The sequence below is a fragment of the Stenotrophomonas sp. genome (assembly GCF_059505245.1).
This window is the reverse complement of sequence record NZ_JCACKF010000029.1, coordinates 1-15,656: the sequence shown is the minus strand read 5'-3', so window position 1 is coordinate 15,656 and position 15,656 is coordinate 1. Positions and strand designations below refer to the sequence as shown.

General features: G+C 66.0%; 16 protein-coding genes and 1 tRNA gene. 7 read left to right on the top strand and 10 right to left on the bottom strand.

Translation table 11 applies throughout. The annotated features are described in order from the left end of the window. Positions 1 to 325 precede the first annotated feature (325 nt). The 3 genes from AC5JLE_RS11760 to coaE are packed head-to-tail and all read left to right on the top strand — an operon-like array spanning position 326 to position 3,079. The gene (locus tag AC5JLE_RS11760) at positions 326 to 1,585 is read left to right on the top strand and encodes a type II secretion system F family protein (RefSeq protein ID WP_075076078.1); all 1,260 of its coding nucleotides are present in this window, start codon (positions 326 to 328) and stop codon (positions 1,583 to 1,585) included. 7 nt (positions 1,586 to 1,592) lie between these two features. Further along, positions 1,593 to 2,456 (top strand): prepilin peptidase, encoded by an 864-nt coding sequence (locus AC5JLE_RS11755; RefSeq protein ID WP_005418626.1) that lies wholly within the window; start codon positions 1,593 to 1,595, stop codon positions 2,454 to 2,456. Between the two features lie 11 nt (positions 2,457 to 2,467). Further along, entirely contained in the window at positions 2,468 to 3,079 is a 612-nt protein-coding gene (coaE, locus tag AC5JLE_RS11750; protein ID WP_164110903.1) for a dephospho-CoA kinase, read from the top strand. Positions 3,080 to 3,251: 172 nt separating this feature from the next. Here coaE and AC5JLE_RS11745 read toward each other — a convergent pair whose 3' ends face one another. The 10 genes from AC5JLE_RS11745 to AC5JLE_RS11700 form a co-directional block, all read right to left on the bottom strand. Next, positions 3,252 to 3,638, bottom strand: coding sequence for a hypothetical protein (locus tag AC5JLE_RS11745; protein ID WP_164110904.1), 387 nt, complete (start codon positions 3,636 to 3,638; stop codon positions 3,252 to 3,254). 492 nt (positions 3,639 to 4,130) lie between these two features. Further along, entirely contained in the window at positions 4,131 to 5,501 is a 1,371-nt protein-coding gene (locus AC5JLE_RS11740) for a sensor histidine kinase (protein ID WP_032957212.1), read from the bottom strand. Further along, entirely contained in the window at positions 5,464 to 6,141 is a 678-nt protein-coding gene (locus tag AC5JLE_RS11735) for a response regulator transcription factor (protein WP_005410804.1), read from the bottom strand. Before AC5JLE_RS11735 ends, AC5JLE_RS11740 begins: the two co-directional genes overlap by 38 nt. Positions 6,142 to 6,303: 162 nt before the next feature. Further along, entirely contained in the window at positions 6,304 to 6,765 is a 462-nt protein-coding gene (locus tag AC5JLE_RS11730) for a hypothetical protein (protein WP_014648206.1), read from the bottom strand. A gap of 115 nt (positions 6,766 to 6,880) precedes the next feature. Next, a complete protein-coding gene (locus AC5JLE_RS11725; RefSeq protein ID WP_014648207.1) occupies positions 6,881 to 7,351 on the bottom strand; it encodes a hypothetical protein in 471 nt (156 codons plus the stop codon). A gap of 95 nt (positions 7,352 to 7,446) precedes the next feature. Continuing rightward, positions 7,447 to 7,926 (bottom strand): hypothetical protein, encoded by a 480-nt coding sequence (locus AC5JLE_RS11720; RefSeq protein WP_496065321.1) that lies wholly within the window; start codon positions 7,924 to 7,926, stop codon positions 7,447 to 7,449. 258 nt (positions 7,927 to 8,184) lie between these two features. Then, a complete protein-coding gene (gene rimK, locus AC5JLE_RS11715; RefSeq protein ID WP_005418651.1) occupies positions 8,185 to 9,063 on the bottom strand; it encodes a 30S ribosomal protein S6--L-glutamate ligase in 879 nt (292 codons plus the stop codon). 177 nt (positions 9,064 to 9,240) lie between these two features. After that, a complete protein-coding gene (locus tag AC5JLE_RS11710) occupies positions 9,241 to 9,459 on the bottom strand; it encodes a hypothetical protein (protein WP_496065320.1) in 219 nt (72 codons plus the stop codon). Between the two features lie 123 nt (positions 9,460 to 9,582). Further along, a tRNA-Gly gene (locus tag AC5JLE_RS11705) sits at positions 9,583 to 9,656 on the bottom strand. A 160-nt stretch (positions 9,657 to 9,816) separates the two neighbouring features. Next, the gene (locus AC5JLE_RS11700; protein ID WP_069116424.1) at positions 9,817 to 11,670 is read right to left on the bottom strand and encodes an autotransporter domain-containing esterase; all 1,854 of its coding nucleotides are present in this window, start codon (positions 11,668 to 11,670) and stop codon (positions 9,817 to 9,819) included. A gap of 207 nt (positions 11,671 to 11,877) precedes the next feature. On the opposite strand from AC5JLE_RS11700, the gene thiS reads away from it, so the two are divergent. From thiS to AC5JLE_RS11680, 4 genes are all read left to right on the top strand, one after another. Then, positions 11,878 to 12,078, top strand: coding sequence for a sulfur carrier protein ThiS (gene thiS / locus AC5JLE_RS11695; RefSeq protein WP_005418796.1), 201 nt, complete (start codon positions 11,878 to 11,880; stop codon positions 12,076 to 12,078). Between the two features lie 118 nt (positions 12,079 to 12,196). Then, positions 12,197 to 12,991, top strand: a complete 795-nt coding sequence (locus tag AC5JLE_RS11690; protein ID WP_005418798.1) for a thiazole synthase — start codon at positions 12,197 to 12,199, stop codon at positions 12,989 to 12,991. After that, complete coding sequence (trmB, locus tag AC5JLE_RS11685) at positions 12,991 to 13,725, top strand: tRNA (guanosine(46)-N7)-methyltransferase TrmB (protein ID WP_019660186.1); 735 nt, start codon at positions 12,991 to 12,993, stop codon at positions 13,723 to 13,725. The genes AC5JLE_RS11690 and trmB overlap by 1 nt, the downstream gene beginning before the upstream one ends. A 27-nt stretch (positions 13,726 to 13,752) precedes the next feature. Then, positions 13,753 to 15,600, top strand: coding sequence for an SLC13 family permease (locus AC5JLE_RS11680; protein ID WP_032957191.1), 1,848 nt, complete (start codon positions 13,753 to 13,755; stop codon positions 15,598 to 15,600). The last annotated feature ends 56 nt before the right edge of the window (positions 15,601 to 15,656 follow it).

Below are 15,656 nucleotides of genomic sequence, written 5' to 3'. Positions count from 1 at the left end.
ATTTCAGAAGTCAGGATCGGTCTGACCAGCGGCCAGCTGAGCGGGTCCTGCCCCCTGCGGGTGGATCAACGCAGGTTGCGTGCCAACCCCGGCACGCCTCCCCCTGGATTTCCCCGCGCCCATGATGGCAGCTATTTCACGGATGGGAACCCCCCGGATGCGAATCTGCGATGGACGCGGCAATGTGACGCAGTGCGTCACCTTTGGCCGGCAACCGGCACGAATTCGCATCATGGGCCCCTTGGCAACTGCCCAGACGGGCATGAACCCGCTACCATCGACGGCTAGACGCCCGCCTGGGGATGGCGGGTCTTGGGGAGCCGATATGTCTGTCAGTCGCAGTGCGATCAAGAAGGAGCCCGTGGCGCGCAGCACCACGGAACTGCAGCCGTTTGTCTGGGAGGGGACCGACAAGCGGGGCGTGAAGATGAAAGGGGAGCAGGCCGCGAAGAACGCGAACCTGCTGCGGGCTGAACTACGCCGCCAGGGCATAAATCCCGGCGTGGTCAAACCCAAGCCCAAGCCGCTGTTTGGCGCGGCCGGGAGCAAGATCACACCCAAGGAAATCGCTTTCTTCAGCCGGCAGATGGCCACCATGATGAAGTCAGGCGTACCCATTGTGGGGTCGCTGGACATCATCGCGAACGGGCACAAGAACCCGCGCATGAAGAAGATGGTGGATGGCCTGCGCACCGACATCGAGGGCGGCTCGTCGCTCTATGAGGCTGTCAGCAAGTACCCGGTACAGTTCGACGAGCTCTACCGCAACCTGGTACGGGCCGGTGAAGGCGCCGGTGTCCTGGAGACGGTGCTGGACACTGTTGCCAACTATAAAGAGAACATTGAGGCGCTGAAGGGCAAGATCAAGAAGGCGATGTTCTACCCGGCGATGGTACTTGCGGTTGCCCTGCTGGTCAGCGGCATCCTGCTGGTCTGGGTCGTACCGCAGTTCGAAGACGTATTCAAAGGCTTCGGTGCAGACTTGCCGGCGTTCACGCAGTTGATCGTCAACATGTCTAGATTCATGGTCTCATGGTGGTGGCTGATCCTGCTGGTCATCATTGGCTCGGTAGTAGGCTTCATCGCCGCTTATAAGCGTTCACCGAAACTGCAGCACAGCATAGATCGGCTGATACTGAAGCTGCCGGTCATTGGGCAGATCATGCACAACAGCTCGATCGCCCGCTTTGCCCGTACCACCGCCGTGACCTTCAAGGCGGGCGTACCACTGGTGGAGGCACTGAGTATCGTGGCCGGCGCTACCGGCAATACGGTTTACGAGCATGCCGTATTGCGCATGCGCGACGACGTGTCGGTCGGTTACCCGGTCAACATGGCCATGAAGCAGACCGCCCTGTTCCCGCACATGGTCATCCAGATGACCGGCATCGGTGAAGAGGCGGGCGCCCTGGACGCCATGCTGTTCAAGGTGGCCGAGTACTATGAGCAGGAGGTCAACAATGCCGTTGACGCCCTGAGCAGCCTGCTGGAACCTGTGATCATGGTGATCATTGGTACCATCGTCGGCGGCATGGTCATCGGCATGTACCTGCCGATCTTCAAGCTCGCTTCCGTCGTCGGATAATCACTACATGGCATTTCTCGACCAGCATCCCGGCCTCGGCTACCCCGCCGCGGCCGCCCTGGGGCTGCTGCTGGGCAGTTTCCTCAACGTCGTCATCCTGCGCCTGCCCAAGCGGCTGGAGTGGCAGTGGAAGCGCGATGCGCGCGAGGTCCTGGAAGAACCGGACTTCTACGAACCCCCGCCACCGGGGATCGTGGTCGAGCCCTCGCACTGCCCGCACTGCAAGCACAAGCTGAGCTGGTACGAGAACATCCCGCTGTTCAGCTGGATCATCCAGGGCGGCAAGTGCCGCCACTGCAAGGCGCCGATCTCGTTGCAGTACCCGCTGGTCGAGGCCCTGACCTCGGTGCTGGTACTGGCCTGCGTCTGGCAGTTCGGCTTCGGCTGGCAGGGCTTCGGCGCCATCGTGCTGACCTGCTTCCTGATCGCCTTGTCCGGCATCGACCTGCGCACCCAGCTGCTGCCCGACCAGTTGACCCTGCCACTGATGTGGCTGGGCCTGATAGGCAACATCGACAACCTGTACATGCCGGCCAAGCCTGCCTTGGTCGGCGCGGCGGTGGGCTATCTGTCGCTGTGGATGGTCTGGTGGCTGTTCAAGCAGCTGACCGGCAAGGAAGGCATGGGCCACGGCGATTTCAAGCTGCTGGCCGCGCTCGGCGCCTGGTGCGGGTTGAAGGGCATCCTGCCGATCATCCTGCTGTCGTCGGTGCTGGGCGCCATCATCGGCTCGATCTGGCTGTACACCCGGGGCCGTGACCGCGCCACGCCGATCCCGTTCGGCCCCTACCTGGCCATCGCGGGCTGGCTGTACTTCATGTGGGGCGCGCCCGTGGTGGAGCAGTACCTGGTGTTGAGCGGACTGCGCTGAGGGGAATCCCCATGAGCCGCTATGTGGTTGGCCTGACCGGCGGCATTGCCGCCGGCAAGAGCGAGGTGACCCGGCGCTTCGAGGCGCTGGGCATCGTGGTGGCCGACGCCGACCTGGCCGCCCGCGCGGTGGTTGCTGCCGGCAGCCCGGCCCTGGGCCGCATCGCCGAGCGCTTCGGCGCCGGCATGCTGCAGGCGGACGGTAGCCTGGATCGGGTACGCCTGCGGGCCCACGTGTTCGCCGACCCGACCGAACGGGCGGCGCTGGAAGCGATCACCCACCCGGCCATCCGTCTGCTGATGCAACAGCAGTGCGAGCAGGCCGCCAGCCCCTATGCGATTGCCGCCATTCCGTTGCTGACTGAGGTCGGTGGGCGGCAGGCCTACCCGTGGTTGGACCGGGTATTGCTGGTGGATGCGCCCGAAGCCGTGCAGCACGCCCGGCTGATGCAGCGCGACGGCATCGACGCCGCGCTGGCCGACAAGATGATCGCCGCCCAGGCCAGCCGCGCGCAGCGGTTGGCACTGGCCGATGATGTGGTGGTCAACGATGGTCACCCGGAAGACCTGCAGGCGCAGGTGGAACAGTTGCATGCGCGGTATCTGGGGCTGGCTGGGGGTTGAGGCTTGGTTGCCGGCCAGCGGCCGGCACTACCACACGCATCCACGCATTGCGGCGATTTACCCTGCACCAGCGCGGAACTGCTGTAGAGCCGAGCCCACGCTCGGCTGCGATCATCAAGCCGAGCATGGGCTCGGCTCTACAATGCGTTCTGCATTCACGCGTGGCGTGGACCTACTCCAGCTGCAGGCGGGCGTAGCGGGCCAGTTCGCGGGCGCCGAGCAGCAATCCGTCGACGACATCCGGGCTCAGCTGCTGGTGGGCACCGCCTTGTTCGCGGGCGGCTTCGGCGGCGTGCAGCACCTGCATGAGTGCATTCAAGCCGGCCAGGGTGCGGCTGAGGCCGGCCATGGTGGCCGCCTGGGCCGGGCTGAGGCCCTGCGCTTCCAGTCGCCGGCCGTCGGCGGCATCGCGGCCGTCCATGCGGGGGAGCAGCGCGGGCAGCAGATCCTTGGGATCATCGAGCAGGGTTTCGACACGCTCGGCCACGTCGGCCGGCAGCAGGTCAGCGGCTTCGCCGATCAGTGCGTACAGTTGGGGGAACACGGGGCGTGCGGACATGGTGAATCTCCTCGCAGACGACGAGCCACCTGCGGATGCGAGGTGGCGGACGGTGCGGGTTGGCGTACCGGAGACCCAACAACTCAAGCGCGAGGAAAAAGACTCCAGCGGATTCTGATGAATCCCCACGCACCATCCGCCGAAACGAGGCAGGCGATGCATTTTCCATGATGAGCCGCAGCCCACCCGGAGCGCTTGAGTTGAAGGTTTTTTTCAGGACGCCAATCCCGGCCAGGGCACCTGCCCCGGCCGCCCCATCTGGCCATCACGTAGCGTTGTGATCTGTAAGGAAATTCTCAAGCCGCCGCTGAGGGCACGAATGCGTGCATGCGGACACGCACGCGGCGTGGCGGCGATCACAGTGATGTCGTATTGGGCTTCTTGCGCATCACGACTGCGAAGTTAATTCGGTGGCACAAGCGACACAGGGCGCGTTGTGAGGTCGGCAGGATTCGTGCCGACCAAGGTCGGCACCCACCCTGGCAGGGGCCCTTACAACGGCTTCGGCGAGAACGTCAGCGTGGCGATCACGCCGCGCTCGCCACCGGGGCGCACGCTGACCTGCCAGCCGTACAGATCGCACAGGCGGCTGACGATCGACAGGCCGATGCCACCGCCCTGCGAATGGCCGGCATGGGTGCCGCGATAGCCGCGCTGGAACAGCTTGGCGGCGTCTTCTTCGCTCAGGCCCGGGCCGCTGTCAGTCACCGACACTGAATTGCTGCCGACAAAGACGCGCACTTCGCCATCCTGCGAGTACTTCACCGCGTTGCCGATCAGGTTGCCCAGCGCCACCGACAAGGCCGCCTCCGGCGCATCGATCACCAGGTTGCGCTCGCCTTCCAGCGCCAGCTCCAGCGGCTTGCCACCCAGCTGGGCGCGGTGGGCGTCCAGCAGCTGTTCGGCCACGCGCGCGACGTTGCTGGTGCCCTGCCCGCGCTCGTTGCGCGACAGCAGCAGCAGCGCGCCGATCAGGTCGCTGCACTGCTGTTCGGCGCGTTGGATGCGCTGTAGCCGCTGCAGCACCTTCTCATCCAGGCCGGGCCGGGTCAGCAGCAGCTCGGTGGCGCCACGGATCACCGCCAGCGGCGTGCGCAGTTCGTGGCTGACGTCGGCATTGAACTCGCGGTCGCGCTGCACCACTTCGGTCAGTCGCGACGAATAATCATCCAGCGCCTGCGCCAGCTGCCCCACTTCGTCGTCGGGGAACCGCGGCGCCAGCGGCTCGGGATCACTGGTGCCGCCGCGATAGGCACGCAGCCGCGCGGCCAGGTCCGAGACCGGCTTCATCACCTTCGATGCCGACCACCAGCCCAGCACCAGCGACAACAGGCTGAACACCAGCACCGACAGCACCAGCGCGCGGTTGAGCTGCTGCCCACCGCGCACGCTGTCGGTCATGTCGTAGGCCAGGAATGCCCAGGCATCGGGCGTCTTGCGCACGGCAAGCTTGTAGGAATAGCGCTGGCCGCGCTCGTCCACGCCGCCCATGTTGTACAGGCCATCCTTGAACTCATACCAGTCCGGCTCTTCCTCGCGCAGCGCGTCAAACTTGTCAGGCTTGATCAGGCGCGCACGCATCTGCTGGACGGGCAGGTCGGGGTTGCGATCCGGGCTCTCGTAGAACCGCCGCACGTACTCGTTGATGTTGCGGTTCATCACGTCTTCCACTAGCTGGTTTTCCACGCGCATGCGGGCCCAGTTGGTGGCAAACGCGAACAGTGTCGTCAGGCAGAAGCCCAACAACACGAACGAGACGATGATGCGGCTGCGCAGGCGCCGGCGATACGGCGAACGCCGGCGCTCCCCCTTGGTTGCCACGGAATCAGGCTTCCGGGGTGGCGATGCGGTATCCGATGCCATGGCGGGTCTGGATCAGCGGCACTTCAAACGGCTTGTCGACCACCGCACGCAGGCCGTGGATGTGGACACGCAGCGAATCCGAGTCGGGCAGCTCCTCGCCCCACACGCGGGTTTCCAGCTCCTGGCGGGTGACCACGGCCGGCGCGGCCTCCATCAGGGCCTGCAGGATCTTCAGCGCGGTCGGGTTGAGTTGCAGCAGCTTGCCCTGGCGGCGCACTTCCAGCGTGTCCAGGTTGTATTCCAGGTCGCCGGTTTCCAGCACGCGGGTCTGCACGCCCTTGCCGCGGCGCGACAGCGCGTTCAAGCGCACTTCCACTTCCTGCAGCGCGAACGGCTTGATCAGGTAGTCATCGGCGCCGGAATCGAAACCGGCCAGCTTGTTGTCCAGCGAGTCGCGGGCGGTCAGCATCAGCACCGGGGTCTGCTTGCGCGCTTCGTTGCGCAGCTTGCGGCACACTTCGATGCCATCCATGCCCGGCAGGTTCAGGTCCAGAACGATGGCGTCGAACTCGTGGACCACGGCCAGGTGCAGGCCGGTCACGCCGTCGGCGGCGAAGTCCACGGTGTGGCCACGATCCTCAAGGTAGTCGCCAAGGTTGGCGGCGATGTCGCTGTTGTCTTCGATTACGAGAATGCGCACTGGGACCTCTGGTTCTTGAAGGGTCGTCGGGGGGCCAGGCCCACCCGCTCAGGATGCCCCTGCGTGGGTGGACGCGACGTCTACCTGCTGAACGATACAGGTTCCATTCTTAACATTTCGTACCGAAGGGCCGACACCGACAAAAGCCCCCTCGGCGAGCGGTCAGCGGCTGATGCGCTGCTGGTCGGTCAGCGCCCGGCGGCTGTCTTCCTGGGCCTTGCGACGCTGGGCCACGGTCAGGCAGACGCTGGTCGGCATGTTGCTGCCGGTAAGGCGCTCGCGGCGGCAGATCATGCGGCTGTCGGCCTGGGCGCGGGTCATGATGGTGTTGACGATCTCCTGCTCGTTGAACAGGTCGTTGCGCTCCTGCGGGGCCAGCTCATCCACCTTCTCCCGGCCATTCATCTTGATCCGGATCCGGTTCAGAGCCTGCTGCACGCGACTCTTGTCCTCCAGCCCGATCTCGCTGTAGTCCTCGCTGCCCATGGCCGTTTCAACGCGGCGGATCTGCTCGGACACCGGGGTGAAGGCATCCATCTGCACGGTGTCCTTCTGCGCCTTGGCCTGCACGGTGGCTACCAGGCCGAGCGACAGCATCAGGGCAAGTGTCGTGTTGCGGTACATGACGAGCTCCATGTTCGTCCATGAATAGGGTCTCGACTTTACGATTCCGCCGATGCGCCCACAAGGGACGCACGGCAGGGTGACCGATGGCGGCATGCGACCGGTCCGGCAGCGATCAGGGCTTGTAGTTGTTGAAGCGCTGGTTGTCGTTGAGCGCCTTGCGGCTGTCTTCCTGCGCCTTGCGGCGCTGGGCCACGGTCAGGCAGACACTCTGCGGCATGTTGCTGCCGGTGGTGCGTTCACGACGGCAGACCATGCGGCTGTCGGCGTGGGCGCGGGTCATGATCGTGTTGATCACTTCCTGGTCGTTGAAGATCTCGGTGCGGTCCTGCGGACTGACCTGCTCCACGCGTTCGTGGTCGCCCATCTTGATCTTGATGCGGCCCAGCGCCTGCTGCACGCGGCTTTTGTCTTCCAGCCCGATCTCGCTGTAGTCCTCGCTGTTGATCGCCGTCTCAACGTTGCGGATCTGTTCGGCCACCGGTGCGTTGGCGTCGAACTTCACCTGCCCTTTCTCGGGCTTGGCGTGGGCGGTGGTGGCCAGGGCCAGGCCCAGCATCAGGGCGAAGGGGGTCATGCGCTGCATCGTTACCTCCAGGTTCTTCCATGAGTGGAACATCGATCCTGCGGTGCCACCGATGCGCCGTCACAGCACACTCGATGGGCCGAAGGGCGGTGCGGTCAACGCCCGGCGGGCGGTGGGCTGAGCGTGTTGTAGCTGCGCTGGTCGTTGATCAGCGCCTTGCCTTTCTCTTCGATCCGGCGCCGTTCGGCCACGGTCAGGCAGCGGCTCTTGGGCATGTTGCTGCCGGTGGTGCGTTCGTACTTGCAGATCTGGCGGCTGTCTTCATGGCCACGCGCCAACAGGGTGTTGATGCGTTCCTGCTCGTTGAAGACCTCGGCCTGCAGCTGCGGCGGCAGCTCCTGCACGGTCTGGCGTTCGCCCATGTGCTGGCGGATACGCGACAGCGACTGCTGCACCTGGCCGCGATCCTCGGCGGACAGTTCGGCATAGTCGGGGGCGGCCAGGGCGGTTTCCACCTGACGCATCTGCTCGGCGACCGAGCCCTGCCGGTCCATCTGTACAGCCACTTTCTCCGGCTTGGCGGCAACAGCGCCAGACAGGCCCAGCAGCAACGCGATCATCATGATGCGGTACATCGCCAACCTCCCGATCCATCCCGGAACGAAGGGCCAACTCTACGACCGTCACGCGGCCTCCACAAGAGACCTTGGGCATGGGGCCGACAGGCATAAAAAAGGCCCAGACGGTGCACCCGCCTGGGCCTGAAGTCGTATCCCGATACCGATCCTGCTGAGAGGCAGAGCTGCGGTTCGCTGAAGCCTACGCCCGATCCGATTAAAGCCTCGTTAAAGGCCCGGATCATTTGCCGGTGAGAATCATAACCCCATGGATAATCAGGGTTTTTTGATCTTCTCTACGTGCTCGATGATGCGTGTCGCCACGTCGACCCCGCAGGCCGCTTCGATGCCTTCCAGCCCGGGCGTGGAGTTGACCTCCAGCACCAGCGGGCCGCGCGCGGAACGGATCAGGTCCACGCCGCAGACCGACAGGCCCAGCGCCTTGGCCGAACGCACCGCCACCTGCTGCTCGGCACGGCTGGCCTTGGCCGCCACGGCGGTACCCCCGGCGTGCAGGTTGGAGCGGAAGTCGCCCTCCGGTGCCTGCCGCTGCATCGACGCCACCACCTGGTCGCCCACCACGAAGCAGCGCAGGTCGGCCCCCTTGGCCTCGCCGATGAATTCCTGCATCAGGAAGTTGGCGTACAGGCCGCGCAGCGCTTCGACGATGCCGCGCGAGGCACTGGCCTTCTCGGTCAGGATCACGCCGCGCCCCTGGGTGCCTTCATTGAGCTTCACCACGTGCGGCGGCGGGCCCAGCATGGACAGCAGGTCGACGGTGTCGTCGGGGTTGTCGCCGAACACGGTGACCGGCATGTCGATGCCCTTGGCCGCCAGCAGCTGGTGCGCGCGCAGCTTGTCGCGCGAACGCAGGATGGCGTCGGACGGATTGGGCGTGCGCGCGCCCATCAGCTCGAACTGGCGCAGCACCGCGGTGCCGTAGCGGGTGATCGAGGCACCGATGCGCGGAATGACCATGTCCACGCCGGTCATTGGCCGGCCCTTGTAGTGCATGGAAAAGCCATCGGCGGCGATGCGCATGTAGCAGCGCAACGGGTCCAGGATGCGCACGGTGTGGCCGCGCGCGCGCGCCGCCTCGACCAGCCGACGGGTGGAATACAGGGAGCTGTTGCGGGACAGGATGGCGAGCTTCATCGCGGTGGGATCGGTCGGCAGGCGCGAAGCATAGCGCGGGCGTGTGGCGGGTGGATGATGCCTGGCCCGTGCCGCCTGCGCCGGTAGTGGCCGGCTCCTGCGGCGACGATTCCGGCGAAAGAGTAACCGTCGCCGGATACACCACAGGCCCGCATCACCATGCGGGCTGGGTCCGCTTCAGAACCCGCGCGCGGATTCACCCAGCGCTGCGATGCAGGCCATCTGCGTGATCGATCCGGCCGAGGTCCCCTCATAGATCTGCCACAGAAGCTGCGCGGCCTTCGGCCCACCGGCGCGACCCAGTGCGCGCACTGCCGCCAGCTGGCGGGAGGTGCCGGCACCGGAGTTCTTGTAGATCTCATGAAGGCTGCCGACGACGTCGTCCTTCGTTTCCATGCGCTGCTTCCGTGTAGGAAATGCGGCAACGCTAACCGGGCGCGTATGGGCGTGGATATGAAACTAATCAGAAATGAAGAAGGCCGCTGATGAGCGGCCTTCTGTCTACGCGCGTGGCGCGATTGGAGCGGGCGATGGGAATCGAACCCACGTCAGTAGCTTGGGAAGCTACAGCTCTACCATTGAGCTACGCCCGCAGTGCGCGGTGAAAGTCTATGCGGTTGGGCCAGTGTTGCGCAATGGCAGCATGCCGCAATGGGGTCAGAGCCGTTTCCTGGCGGAAACGGATCCGACCCCCGGCGCAACAGGTCGGGGCCCTTTCCTTGCGGAAAGGGATCCGACCCCAGCGGGTGCTGCTTAGAACGTGCCGCTGAAGTTGGCGAACAGGGTAGCGTCCTGCGCGCGCTTCTGGCCGGTCGAAGCGCTCAGGCCGAAGTTGCTCTGCAGGCCAAACAGCTCGGTGCGGGCGCCCAGCACGACGGTGGCGTAGTTCTTGTCGAACTTCAGGCCCGGCACGCGGTAGCTGCCCAGTTCCGGCAGGGTCTGCAACCAGGCGCTGGCCTGCTTGGTGTCCTCGAACTCGTGATCGTAGGTCACCTGCGCGTACGGCTTGACGGCGCCGCCATCGAAACGGGCCTGCCAGCCGATGCGGCCGACGGTCGAATCGACGTTCTGGCGGTCGTAGCCCAGTGCGGTGGCCAGGGTGCCAGCCGCAGCGCTTTCGGTGTAACCGTCGATCTTCACCTTCTGCCAGATCACCGAGGCGATCGGGCCGTGGCGGAAGCCGCCTTCGGTGCCGAACTCGTAACCGGCGTTCAGGGCCGCGGTCAGGTTGCTGCCGTCCGGCGAACCACCATGCTCACGGGTGGCCGGGCCCAGCTGGACCTTGCGGTTCACGTCATAGGACAGCCAGGTGTAGCTGACCTGGCCGTTCACCCAGATGCGGTCGCCATACCAGCCGGCGAACAGACCTGCGGTGGTGTCCTTCTGGGTGAAGTCGCCACGGCTGTTGCCGAAGTCGGCGCTGAGGCGGCCGAAGCCGGCGAAACCGCCGAACACCATGCCGTCGCGGGCCCAGTCGATACCGAACAGGCCGGCCGGGGCCAGGCCGTCGTACAGGTCGGCGTGGTCGTAGCGCTGCAGGTCGCCACGCACGCCCCCCCACCAGGACAGGCCGTCAGCCGGCCGACCACCGAGGTGCATGCTGACCTGGTCGGCACGCGAGCGGCCGATGGTCTGTGCCGAGTGGCTCAGCACCTGCTGCAGGCGCGGGCCTTCCAGCACCGAGACCGCGTACTGGCCCAGCAGCTGATGACCGGCAGTGGTCGGGTGCACGCCATCGGCAAACAGGTAGGTGTTGGCCGCATCCGGGCTGACGTAGCTGGTCGGGTTGCAGGTCAGGATGCTCTGCGTCGAGTTGGCCGGATCGATCTTGCAGGCGGTGCTGGTGACGTTGGTGAAGCCGTACATGCCCGGGTTGGCGGTCACTTCACGCAGGATGCTGAAGGTGTCGAGCGGAATGAACTCGATGCCCGCCTGCTTCAGACCACCGTACAGGGCCTTGTTGTAACCGGCCGACAGTGCAGTGGCGGCGGCGGCGTTGGGGCCACGGAACTGCGGAGTGATGCCCACGTCCGGCAGATTCGGCACGAGCACGTACTGGGCACCGGCCTGCTTCAGGGCGCCCACCAGCGCGATCTGGTCGGTGACCGCGGCGCCGATGATGCCCTGCACCTGGGCCTGCGAGGCACCACCGGCCGCTGCGCGCGTGGCCGCGAACAGATCATTGGCACCGCCCCATACGGTGTACAGGGCATTGGCGTCAGCCTTGCCACCATTCGCAGCAAGGTAACGGGTCGCCTGCGACTTCAGCGACGGAATGGCTCCGAGGCCACCCGCTTCGTCGGCCGATACACGGGCGCCGCCGACGGCGTAGTTGTCACCGTTCTGGCCATTGCCGTTGGGCGTGCCGTTGAGGCCGTAGTAGTTGGCGACCTGCTGCGCCCACACCCAACCCGGGTTGGTGGTGAACTGGCCGGTCACCGGACGCACATCGGCCGGCAGCAGCGGGCGGAAATAGCCAGCGTCGGTCAGGCTGTCACCGAAGAACACGGCCTTGGAATAGGGGGATTCGCCTGCCATGGCCGGAAGCGCGGCCAGCGCGATCGCGGCCGCCATCAGGGAGCGGATCGGGCGTTTGCTGAGCAGCATGTAAAAAACTCCTGTGGGGATATCGTTGAGGACCCGGCGGACGTACGCCGGCGCACGGTGAATGGTTCCACTGCGCCGCGTTTTGCTCACGCTGCGCCGCCGCATGGATTGTCGCCTGAGGGCGCTGGACCACGCTGTGCCGGGGCTGGCGATCAACGAAATTTGCAAGGGTTCCGATCCGCGCAGGCCATCGGCGACAATGCGGCGATGAACATCCAGCTCAACGGCGAACCCCGTACCTTGCCGGCTTCGGCGACCCTCCACGACCTGCTGCAGGCCGAGCAGCTGCTGCAGCGCCGGGTGGCGGTGGAGGTCAACGGCGAGATCGTCAGCCGCAGCCGCCATGGCGAGCACGTCCTGGCCGAAGGCGACGTGGTGGAGATCGTGCACGCGCTGGGCGGGGGCTGAGGCCTGCGCGGGTGTTCAGGGGTCAGATCCCTTTGCCGATGGCAAAGGGATCTGACCCCACGCTCGACCCCGCCCTCTGCGTGACCCCATCTTCAGGCGGATAAGCGATAATCGCGCCATGAACGTTCATGTCTCCCCCGATTCGCTGGTGATCGCCGGCAAGACCTATGGCTCGCGGCTGCTGACCGGCACCGGCAAGTTCAAGGACCTGGAAGAAACCCGCCTGGCCACCGAGGCCGCTGGCGCCCAGATCGTCACCGTGGCCATCCGCCGCACCAACATCGGGCAGAACCCGGGCGAGCCGAACCTGCTGGACGTGCTGCCGCCGGAGCGCTTCACCATCCTGCCCAACACCGCCGGCTGCTACACCGCCGAGGACGCCGTGCGTACCTGCCGGCTGGCCCGTGAGCTGCTGGACGGCCACAACCTGACCAAGCTGGAAGTGCTGGGCGACCAGAAGACCCTTTACCCGGACGTGATGCAGACCCTGAAGGCCGCCGAGCAGCTGGTCAAGGACGGTTTCGAGGTGATGGTCTATACCTCCGACGACCCGATCCTGGCCAAGCGGCTGGAAGAGATCGGCTGCGCTGCGGTGATGCCGCTGGCCGCGCCGATCGGCTCGGGCCTGGGCATCCAGAACAAGTACAACCTGCTGCAGATCATCGAAGACGCCAAGGTGCCGATCATCGTTGACGCCGGCGTCGGTACCGCGTCGGATGCCGCGATTGCGATGGAGCTGGGCTGCGACGGCGTACTGATGAACACCGCCATTGCCGGTGCACGCAGCCCGGTGCTGATGGCCAGTGCGATGCGCAAGGCGGTCGAGGCCGGCCGCGAGGCGTTCCTGGCCGGGCGCATCCCGCGCAAGCGCTACGCCAGCGCCTCCTCGCCGGTGGATGGGCTGATCGGCTGATGACCAATCCTTTTGACAGCGCCGGTTCCAAGGCCCCGCCCAAGCCCTTCACCGTGAGCGAGGGCCGCCGCGAGGTGCGCAGCTTCGTGTTGCGCCAGGGCCGCTTCACCCCTGCCCAGCAGCGCGCGTTCGACGAACGCTGGCCGCGCTTCGGCCTCGACTACACCGGCCAACCGCGTGACCTGGACGCCACCTTCGGCCGCCCGGCACACAAGGTGCTGGAAATCGGCTTCGGCAACGGTGCCGCGCTGCGCTTCGCCGCCCAGCACGACCCGTCGCGCGACTACATCGGCATCGAGGTGCACGCCCCGGGCGTGGGCCGTCTGCTGAACGCGCTGGCCGAGGACAATGCCGACCACGTGCGCCTGTACCACCACGATGCGGTGGAAGTGCTGCAGAACGAGATCGCCGACGGCGCGCTCGATGAAGTGCGCATCTACTTCCCGGACCCGTGGCACAAGAAGCGCCACAACAAGCGCCGCCTGCTGCAGCCGGCGTTCGCCGAACTGCTGGTGCGCAAGCTGCGCCCGGGCGGCCGCCTGCACTGTGCCACCGACTGGGAGGACTACGCCGAGCAGATGTGGGATGTGCTCGATGCCACCGCCGGCCTGGTCAACCGTGCCGGCCCGCGTGGCAGCGTGCCGCGCCCGGACTGGCGCCCGCAGACCCACTTCGAGACCCGCGGCCAGAAGCTCGGCCATGGCGTCTGGGACCTGCTGTACGACCGCACCTGACGATCGCCTGAGGACGCCGCGCCCCACATGGATACCGCGCTGACGCTGACCAACGACATGAAGCTCGTGCTCGGGCTGGTCGGCTTCACGATGGCGATGTTCCTGTTCGAGCGCATCCGCGCCGACGTGGTCGCGCTGGTGGTGCTGGTGGTGCTCGGTGTCACCGGACTGATCGCGCCGGAGGAAATCTTCGGCGGTTTCTCCGGTAACGCGGTGATGAGCATCATCGCCACCACCATCCTCGGTGCGGGTCTGGACCGCACCGGGGCGCTGAACCGGCTGGCCGCCTGGCTGCTGCGGCGCGGCCACGGTGTCGAGCAGCGGCTGCTGATGATGACCACGGCCATCGCCGGCCTGAACTCATCCTTCATGCAGAACCCGTCGGTGATGGCGTTGTACCTGCCGGTCGCCTCGCGACTGGCAGCGCGCACCGGGCTGACGATGCAGCGCCTGCTGCTGCCGATCTCGGCGGCGATCGTGATGGGCGGCGCGCTGACCATGGTCGGCAATTCGCCGCTGATCCTGCTGAACGATCTGCTGGCCTCGGCCAACAACAACCTGCCCTCCGGCCTGGCCACCATCGAGCCGCTGCGCATGTTCGCGCCGCTGCCGATCGGCGTGGCACTGCTGGTCGCCTCGCTGCTGTACTTCCGCTACTACGGCGACCGCAAGCTGATCGAGGAAGAAAACCTGGTCAACGACGGGGTCACCCCGGCGCGAACCGAGAGCTACTTTGCCAAGACCTACGGCATCGAAGGCGATGTGTTCGAGCTGGTGGTCAGCGCCGAAAGCCCGCTGGTCGGCATGACCCTGGGCGAGGCCGAGACCCTGCACGATGCGCCACTGCTGCTGGCCCTGAAGACCGGCAATGACACCCGCCTGGCGCCGCCGGCGGAGATGCGCATCTGGGTCGGCAGCGTGCTCGGTGCGATGGGCCCGCGCCAGCAGATCAGCGACTTCGCGCAGAACCAGTTCCTGCGCATGTCCTCGCGCCTGAAGCACCTGGGCGACCTGTTCAACCCCAGCCGCGCCGGCATTTCCGAGGCGGTGGTGCCGCCGACCTCGAACGTGATCGGCAAGAGTGCGGCCGACCTGCGCCTGCGCAAGGAGCGCGGCATCAGCCTGCTGGCGATCAACCGCGACAAGCAGGTGATCCGCGAGGACGTGCGTGACGTGCAGCTGCGCGCCGGTGACATGCTGGTGTTCCACAGCATCTGGACCGACCTGGCGCAGGCTGCCAAGAGCCGCGACTTCGTGGTGGTGACCGACTACCCGACCGGCGAGCAGCGCCCGCACAAGTTCAAGATCGCGATGGCGATCTTCGCGTTGACCATCCTGATCGCGCTGACCAGCAAGCTGCCGGTGGCGCTGACGCTGATGACCGGCGTGGCCGGCATGCTGCTGACCGGCGTGCTGCGCATGGACGAGGCCTATGCCTCGATCAACTGGAAGACGGTGTTCATGATGGCCGGGCTGATTCCGCTCGGCTGGGCGATGGACTCCAGCGGTGCGGCCGCGTGGGTAGCCGGCCATACCATCGACAAGCTGCCGACCGGCATTCCGGTGTGGGTGCTGGAGGTGGCGCTGGCGCTGCTGACCACGGCGTTCTCGCTGGTGATCAGCCATGTGGGCGCGACCATCGTGATGGTCCCCATTGCGGTGAACCTGGCACTGGCGGCGGGTGGCAACCCGACCGCGTTCGCGCTGATCGTGGCGCTGTCGGCGTCCAACAACCTGATGACGGCCTCCAACCCGGTGATCTCGATGATCACCGGCCCGGCCAACTACACCCCGCGCGAGATGTGGCGGGTCGGCGGCCCGTTGTCGCTGATCTACACCTGCGTGGTGGTGCTGATGATCAACCTGATGTTCTGAGGGTTGGGGTTTGTTGGCAGGGCTGCGCCCTGCACCCGCCGAATCAACGTCAACGT

Bases quoted from the DNA above. Each gene is read 5' to 3' on its own strand.
- AC5JLE_RS11760 (WP_075076078.1), top strand. From the start codon at position 326: ATGTCTGTCAGTCGCAGTGCGATCAAGAAGGAGCCCGTGGCGCGCAGC.
- AC5JLE_RS11710 (WP_496065320.1), bottom strand. From the start codon at position 9,459: ATGGAAACGAAGGACGACGTCGTCGGCAGCCTTCATGAGATCTACAAG.
- AC5JLE_RS11740 (WP_032957212.1), bottom strand. From the start codon at position 5,501: ATGGCATCGGATACCGCATCGCCACCCCGGAAGCCTGATTCCGTGGCA.
- AC5JLE_RS11690 (WP_005418798.1), top strand. From the start codon at position 12,197: ATGAACGTTCATGTCTCCCCCGATTCGCTGGTGATCGCCGGCAAGACC.
- thiS (WP_005418796.1), top strand. From the start codon at position 11,878: ATGAACATCCAGCTCAACGGCGAACCCCGTACCTTGCCGGCTTCGGCG.
- AC5JLE_RS11730 (WP_014648206.1), bottom strand. From the start codon at position 6,765: ATGTACCGCAACACGACACTTGCCCTGATGCTGTCGCTCGGCCTGGTA.
- rimK (WP_005418651.1), bottom strand. From the start codon at position 9,063: ATGAAGCTCGCCATCCTGTCCCGCAACAGCTCCCTGTATTCCACCCGT.
- trmB (WP_019660186.1), top strand. From the start codon at position 12,991: ATGACCAATCCTTTTGACAGCGCCGGTTCCAAGGCCCCGCCCAAGCCC.
- AC5JLE_RS11725 (WP_014648207.1), bottom strand. From the start codon at position 7,351: ATGCAGCGCATGACCCCCTTCGCCCTGATGCTGGGCCTGGCCCTGGCC.
- coaE (WP_164110903.1), top strand. From the start codon at position 2,468: ATGAGCCGCTATGTGGTTGGCCTGACCGGCGGCATTGCCGCCGGCAAG.
- AC5JLE_RS11720 (WP_496065321.1), bottom strand. From the start codon at position 7,926: ATGTACCGCATCATGATGATCGCGTTGCTGCTGGGCCTGTCTGGCGCT.
- AC5JLE_RS11700 (WP_069116424.1), bottom strand. From the start codon at position 11,670: ATGCTGCTCAGCAAACGCCCGATCCGCTCCCTGATGGCGGCCGCGATC.
- AC5JLE_RS11680 (WP_032957191.1), top strand. From the start codon at position 13,753: ATGGATACCGCGCTGACGCTGACCAACGACATGAAGCTCGTGCTCGGG.
- AC5JLE_RS11755 (WP_005418626.1), top strand. From the start codon at position 1,593: ATGGCATTTCTCGACCAGCATCCCGGCCTCGGCTACCCCGCCGCGGCC.
- AC5JLE_RS11745 (WP_164110904.1), bottom strand. From the start codon at position 3,638: ATGTCCGCACGCCCCGTGTTCCCCCAACTGTACGCACTGATCGGCGAA.